Annotated in this window: 4 protein-coding genes and 1 pseudogene; 3 read left to right on the top strand and 2 right to left on the bottom strand. The window is 32.1% G+C overall.

All coding sequences use genetic code 11. From position 1 onward, the window contains the following. The first annotated feature begins 298 nt into the window (after positions 1–298). Complete coding sequence (locus tag CHB81_RS26515) at positions 299–1,747, top strand: glyceraldehyde-3-phosphate dehydrogenase (RefSeq protein ID WP_089354817.1); 1,449 nt, start codon at positions 299–301, stop codon at positions 1,745–1,747. A gap of 61 nt (positions 1,748–1,808) precedes the next feature. Here CHB81_RS26515 and CHB81_RS26510 read toward each other — a convergent pair whose 3' ends face one another. After that, positions 1,809–2,267: an Lrp/AsnC family transcriptional regulator gene (locus CHB81_RS26510; protein WP_041516998.1), complete on the bottom strand. Its 459-nt coding sequence runs from the start codon at positions 2,265–2,267 to the stop codon at positions 1,809–1,811. Positions 2,268–2,467: 200 nt separating this feature from the next. Here CHB81_RS26510 and ald point away from each other — a divergent pair, with 200 nt between their 5' ends. Further along, complete coding sequence (ald, locus tag CHB81_RS26505; protein ID WP_089354816.1) at positions 2,468–3,586, top strand: alanine dehydrogenase; 1,119 nt, start codon at positions 2,468–2,470, stop codon at positions 3,584–3,586. Positions 3,587–3,721: 135 nt separating this feature from the next. Here the strand turns inward: ald and pafA are convergent, their stop codons facing one another. Further along, positions 3,722–5,359, bottom strand: coding sequence for an alkaline phosphatase PafA (pafA, locus tag CHB81_RS26500; RefSeq protein WP_089354815.1), 1,638 nt, complete (start codon positions 5,357–5,359; stop codon positions 3,722–3,724). A 253-nt stretch (positions 5,360–5,612) separates the two neighbouring features. On the opposite strand from pafA, the pseudogene CHB81_RS26495 reads away from it, so the two are divergent. Next, positions 5,613–5,869, top strand: a pseudogene (locus CHB81_RS26495) (DDE transposase); the annotation flags it as partial.

Below are 5,869 nucleotides of genomic sequence, written 5' to 3'. Positions count from 1 at the left end.
TTCTACACATTCTAACTTAAATGCATAGTCATACTTTACTTTTCTTTCCATAAAAAATGCCCCAAATAGTGTCTAACTTTTTGGGGCATGTTCAAATAAGGTGGCTTTTTTATTTTCTCCCAAAAAGAATCTATTTTTTTCCTTATTATAAACTGACTTTTTATTTCGCTGAAAGAAATTTTTTTTTGCCTCACTTTCAAAAATAAATCATAAAACTGTTTACGAAATCGATTGAAATAGGTACTTTTGCGCAAAATTTAAAAATATTTGTGTTTTTCTTTTTTCAATTTAATCAATTATGAGCAAAAAAACGTTGTACCAAAAAGAGGTATCATTACAAGTCGACCGAAGAAGAGCTGGTGTCGAATTAATTAAAATCATAAGCGATTTATGGTATGATAAATCCATAGAAATGGTTTTATTCAAAAATCAATTATTGGATAAAAATGTCAGCGATATTATTAATTTACATCAATACGCAGGCGAATTTGTAGGTAAACCAATTACTATTTTTGACTCGGTTGAAATTGCAAGAGTTGTTCTTTCATTAGATCTTCCGCCAGCGAAATTAGACCTTGGAAAACTTACTTATGAATATCGTTTAGAAGATGAAAAATATCCGGACGCAAGATATTTTGTTTTGGATAAACTGAAAAAAGCAAAATCATCTGAAGAAATTCAACCTAAAGATGTTGTTTTATATGGCTTTGGCCGAATTGGACGCATATTAGCAAGAGAGCTAATGTCTAAAACCGGAAAAGGAAATCAATTGCGTTTGAGAGCAATTGTTTTACGTGATAAAAATGATGCATCTAGTTTAGAGAAACGAGCTTCTCTATTAAGATACGACTCAATTCACGGTGATTTTCAAGGATCTGTAATTGCCGATCCTAAAAATAATGCTTTGATTATTAATGGAACTACAGTTCATATTATCACTGCAAACTCTCCAGAAGAAATTGACTATACACAATACGGAATCAATGACGCTTTAGTAATTGATAATACAGGAGCTTTTACTACTGAAGAAGCTTTAAAAAGACATTTAACTTCAAAAGGAGCTAGTAAAGTTTTATTAACTGCACCTGGAAAAGGAATACCAAATATTGTGCATGGTGTAAATCATAACGAATATAACCCGGACGAAATTGATATTTTCTCGGCGGCTTCATGCACTACAAACGCCATTACACCAGTTCTGAAAGCAATTGAAGATACATTAGGTGTTGTAAAAGGACATTTAGAAACTATTCATGCTTATACAAATGATCAAAATTTGGTTGATAATATGCATAAAAAATACCGTCGTGGCAGAGCTGCAGCTTTAAATATGGTAATTACCGAAACTGGTGCCGGAAGTGCGGTTGCAAAAGCATTACCTACTTTAGAAGGAAAATTAACTTCAAATGCTATTCGCGTTCCAGTTCCAAACGGATCTTTAGTGGTTTTGAATTTAGAAGTTAAAAAAGCAACTTCAATTCCTGCTATCAATAAGATCATGAAAAAATATGCCCTTGAAGGTGAATTAGTAGAACAAATTAAATATTCTTTGAATAATGAATTAGTTTCTTCTGATATCGTTGGAACTTCAGCGCCTTCAATTTATGATAGTAATGCTACAATTGTTTCTAAAGACGGAAAAAACATTGTGCTTTATATCTGGTATGATAACGAATTTGGCTACAGCCATCAAGTAATTCGTTTAGCGAAGTATATTGCAAAAGTAAGACGTTATACTTACTATTAATATAAGACCAAAACCACTATTCTTAAAACCATCAAGTTTTCTTGGTGGTTTTTTGTTTTATCTAAATAGGCAGAACAGTTGTGCTTTTTACTTCCGAAATAACAAAAACTGTATTGATAAGAGAAACTTCAGGCAAAATTGACAATTTTTTTTGATGAAAATGATGATAACTTTCCATATCCGGAATGATAATTTTAAGCATATAATCAAAATTCCCCGAAACATAATTACACTCCACCACTTCAGGTAAATTCAATATCGATTGATTGAATCCTTCCGAAGTATCGTAAGTTTGCTTGGTTAAGGTAACCTGACAATAAACAGTTAGATTATTACCCAGTTTTTTCTTATTGAGAATCGAAACATACTTCTCTATAACACCTTCTTTTTCAAGACGTTTAACACGATCATGAACCGGTGTTAACGATAGATTAATCTTGTTTGCAATGTCTTTTAACGTGTAGTGCGCATTTTCTTGTAAAAGTCGTAAGATTTTTTTGTCTATTTCATCTAAAGCCATAACGAAAACGTTTTCAGTGAGTACTAAGATTTAGTCATTTTTTCTTTTTAAGGAAATAATATCGCCTTCAAAAAGAATATTTTTCTGTAAAAATATGAAATAAAATAATATTTTCTTATTTAATACTCAATTATCAATAATATATTCTCTATCAGTAGATTTGTAAAACAATTTCAAAAAAAACAAAAAAACATAACAAAATGATAATAGGTGTTCCAAAAGAAATAAAGAATAATGAGAATCGTGTTGCATTAACACCAGCTGGTGTTTCAGAAATGAAAAAACACGGACATACAGTTTACGTACAAGCTACTGCTGGTGTAGGAAGTGGTTTTAGTGATGACGAATATGCAACTGCTGGAGCAACAGTTTTAGCAACTATTGAGGAAGTTTACGCAATCGCTGAAATGATTATTAAAGTAAAAGAGCCAATTGCTTCTGAATACCCATTAATCAAAAAAGATCAATTATTATTTACTTATTTTCACTTTGCTTCATCTGAACCATTAACTCACGCTATGCTTGAAAAAGGTGCTGTATGTTTAGCTTATGAAACTGTTGAAAAATCAGATCGTAGTTTACCTTTATTGGTTCCAATGTCTGAAGTTGCTGGTCGTATGGCTATTCAACAAGGAGCAAAATATCTTGAAAAACCATTAAAAGGAAGAGGAATCCTTTTAGGAGGTGTACCAGGTGTTCCACCAGCAAAAGTATTAGTACTTGGTGGAGGAATCGTAGGAACTCAAGCTGCAAAAATGGCTGCTGGTTTAGGTGCTCAAGTTACTATTATGGATTTAAGTTTGCCACGTTTACGTCATTTAGATGATATCATGCCTGCAAACGTAAATACAGAGATGTCCAACCATTATAATATCACAAGAGCAATTAAAGATGCTGATTTAATCGTTGGAGCAGTTTTGATTCCAGGAGCAAAAGCACCTCACTTAATCACTCGTGACATGCTTAAATTAATGCGCCCAGGAACTGTTGTTGTTGACGTAGCTGTTGATCAAGGTGGTTGTATTGAAACTTGTACTCCTACAACTCACGAAAACCCAACTTTTATCATTGACGATATCGTTCACTACTGTGTGGCTAACATGCCAGGTGCTGTTCCTTATACATCTACATTAGCTTTAACAAATGCTACTTTGCCTTATGCAGTACAATTAGCTAATAAAGGATGGGAAAAAGCTTGTAACGAAAATGAAGAATTGAAAAAAGGATTAAATATTGCAAACGGAAAAATTCTTTACAAGGGAGTTGCTGAAGCTTGGAATCTTCCTTTTAACGAAGAATTAGTGTTAGCAAACGCATAGTGCTAACACTAAAATAAGTGCTTACTAAAACACTACTTAAAAAGGCTTTTCTTAATTGAAAAGCCTTTTTTTTTATGCATAAAAAAACCTGTCATAAAATATGACAGGTTTTACTTTATATATGAATAGAGAAAACTATTTTTTCTCGCTTTTCTCGTTTTTTTCGTCTAAAACTTCTTGCAACACTTTTGCTTCAGTTCCGTTAGGGAAAGTAACTTTGATTTTTTGAGCAATTGTCGGAGCAATCTCGGTAATAGCTTTTTTATCGTATGATTCTCCCTTTTTAATATGCCACCCGTAAAAAATAGCTGGTACGTGTGTATCATAACTATAAGGCGTTCCGTGCGAAGTTCCTGTAGTTGAGTATTCAATATCTCCAGGCTTATCAATAATAATCATATCTCCATCTTGAGTTACATCATATCCTTTTGCAACAAAATTTAAATAATAATCATTTCCTGAGTTAGCCAAAATTTCTTCTTCAGTATATACTCTTTTAACCTGTGGTTGTGTAATTAAAAATTCTTTAAAAGCTTGTTTAACTTTTACTAAATCTAACTTTTTATCTTTAATAATTTGCTTATTAAAGAAAACATTAAAGTTCGAATAATTCAAAATTAAATCAACACCAAATGTCTTAGTAGAGAAATCTTGCAAACTCTTTTTAACATCTTTCGATGGATAATTGTCAACATTATATTTATGATCTTTCAGATAAATAACATTTTCAGCACCTGCATGATCAGCAGTCAGAAATAAAAGATAATTTCCTTTACCAACTGTTTTGTCAAGATAAGCCAAGAAATCAGCAATAGTTTGGTCTAATCTTAAATATGTATCCTGAAGTTCCATAGAACGTGGACCAAGTAAGTGTCCAACATAATCTGTAGACGAAAAGCTAACGGTTAAGAAATCCGTAATGTTATCTTTTCCTAATTCTTCCTTTTCAATCGCTTTTTTAGCAAATTCAGCCAATAAATCATTTCCATAAGGAGTAGCTCTCAAAATTCCGGCATCATTCTTCTCATACATCGTTTTTAAATCGTATGGAAAAACTGGAGCAGCACTTCCGTATAACTTACCTTCATATGGATTATTATCCGGTAAACTTTCGTTATAAGTTGAAGCTGATTTAAATAAATCCCACCCTTTATTAATATAAGGCATGTAATGTTTCTCATTATTAAACTCTGTAACCCATTCTGGTAATTTTTCACCATAAAAAGTACTCGAAATAAAAGAACCTGTTTTGCTATACCAAAAAGCCCAGTTTGCAAAATGACCCGCAGGCAAAATAGCCCCACGATCTTTAAGACTCATACCAATAACTTTTCCTCGAAAATTTGTAGCCATTCTTACTTCGTCAGTAATAGTAGTACTTTGAAGATTTTTTGGTGACATTGCACCTTCTTCAACAGTTCCATCACCAACTGTTTTCACAGAAGCATCGTCAGTACAATACATTTCTTTACCTAGAGTTCTACTAAACCATTCGTTACCTACAATTCCATGAATAGATGGAGTTGTACCTGTATAAATAGAAGCATGACCTGGTGCAGTATAAGTTGGCATATAATTATAATGCATATTCTGAAAAGTATATCCATCATTCATCAATTTCTTAAAACCATTTGGTGAAAAATCATCTGAAAACCGATATAAATATTCCATTTTCATTTGATCAACTACAATACCTACAACCAACTTAGGGCGTTGTTGAGCACTTAAATTTGATAAAACAAACAAAGCCAACAATACAATACTTTTTTTCATACTTAGATTATAATATTTACAACAAAAATACAGATTCACTTTTTAAAAGTCTAGCCCATGATAATTTAAAACACAAAATTGACTTTTATTTAACAAAAAGCGAGTTCAATTAATTACAAATACTCTTGATTATGGCGTTACCCTTTGGGTCGGCTGTTCGCTAAATCTTTTGTTACAGAGGTTTTAGGGATCAAGACATATTGTTGTGGGGAAATATTAAAATCTAGATATTTGTATTTTAAAATTCCCCCTAATGCAAGATTCTTTTATTGACCTTCTTAAGTTATTATTGCCTGAGATAATAGTAGATTACTTTGAACTTACTTCTTATAAAAAGGAAGACGAAACTCTGCATCTGTATTTAAAAGAAATTAATTCTATACCTAAAGAGCATAGAGAATCAAAATTAAGTTCAAAAGGATTCTTTGAAGAGATAACGGTTCAGGATTTTCCTATCCGCGGGCATCAGGTATATCTTCATATCACCCGAAGAAGATGGCTTAATGAAGA

The sequence above is a fragment of the Flavobacterium sp. ov086 genome, assembly GCF_900187965.1.
Classification (GTDB): Bacteria; Bacteroidota; Bacteroidia; order Flavobacteriales; family Flavobacteriaceae; genus Flavobacterium.
The sequence above is the reverse complement of the archived record's forward strand: the minus strand, read 5'-3'. Positions and strand labels throughout refer to the sequence as shown.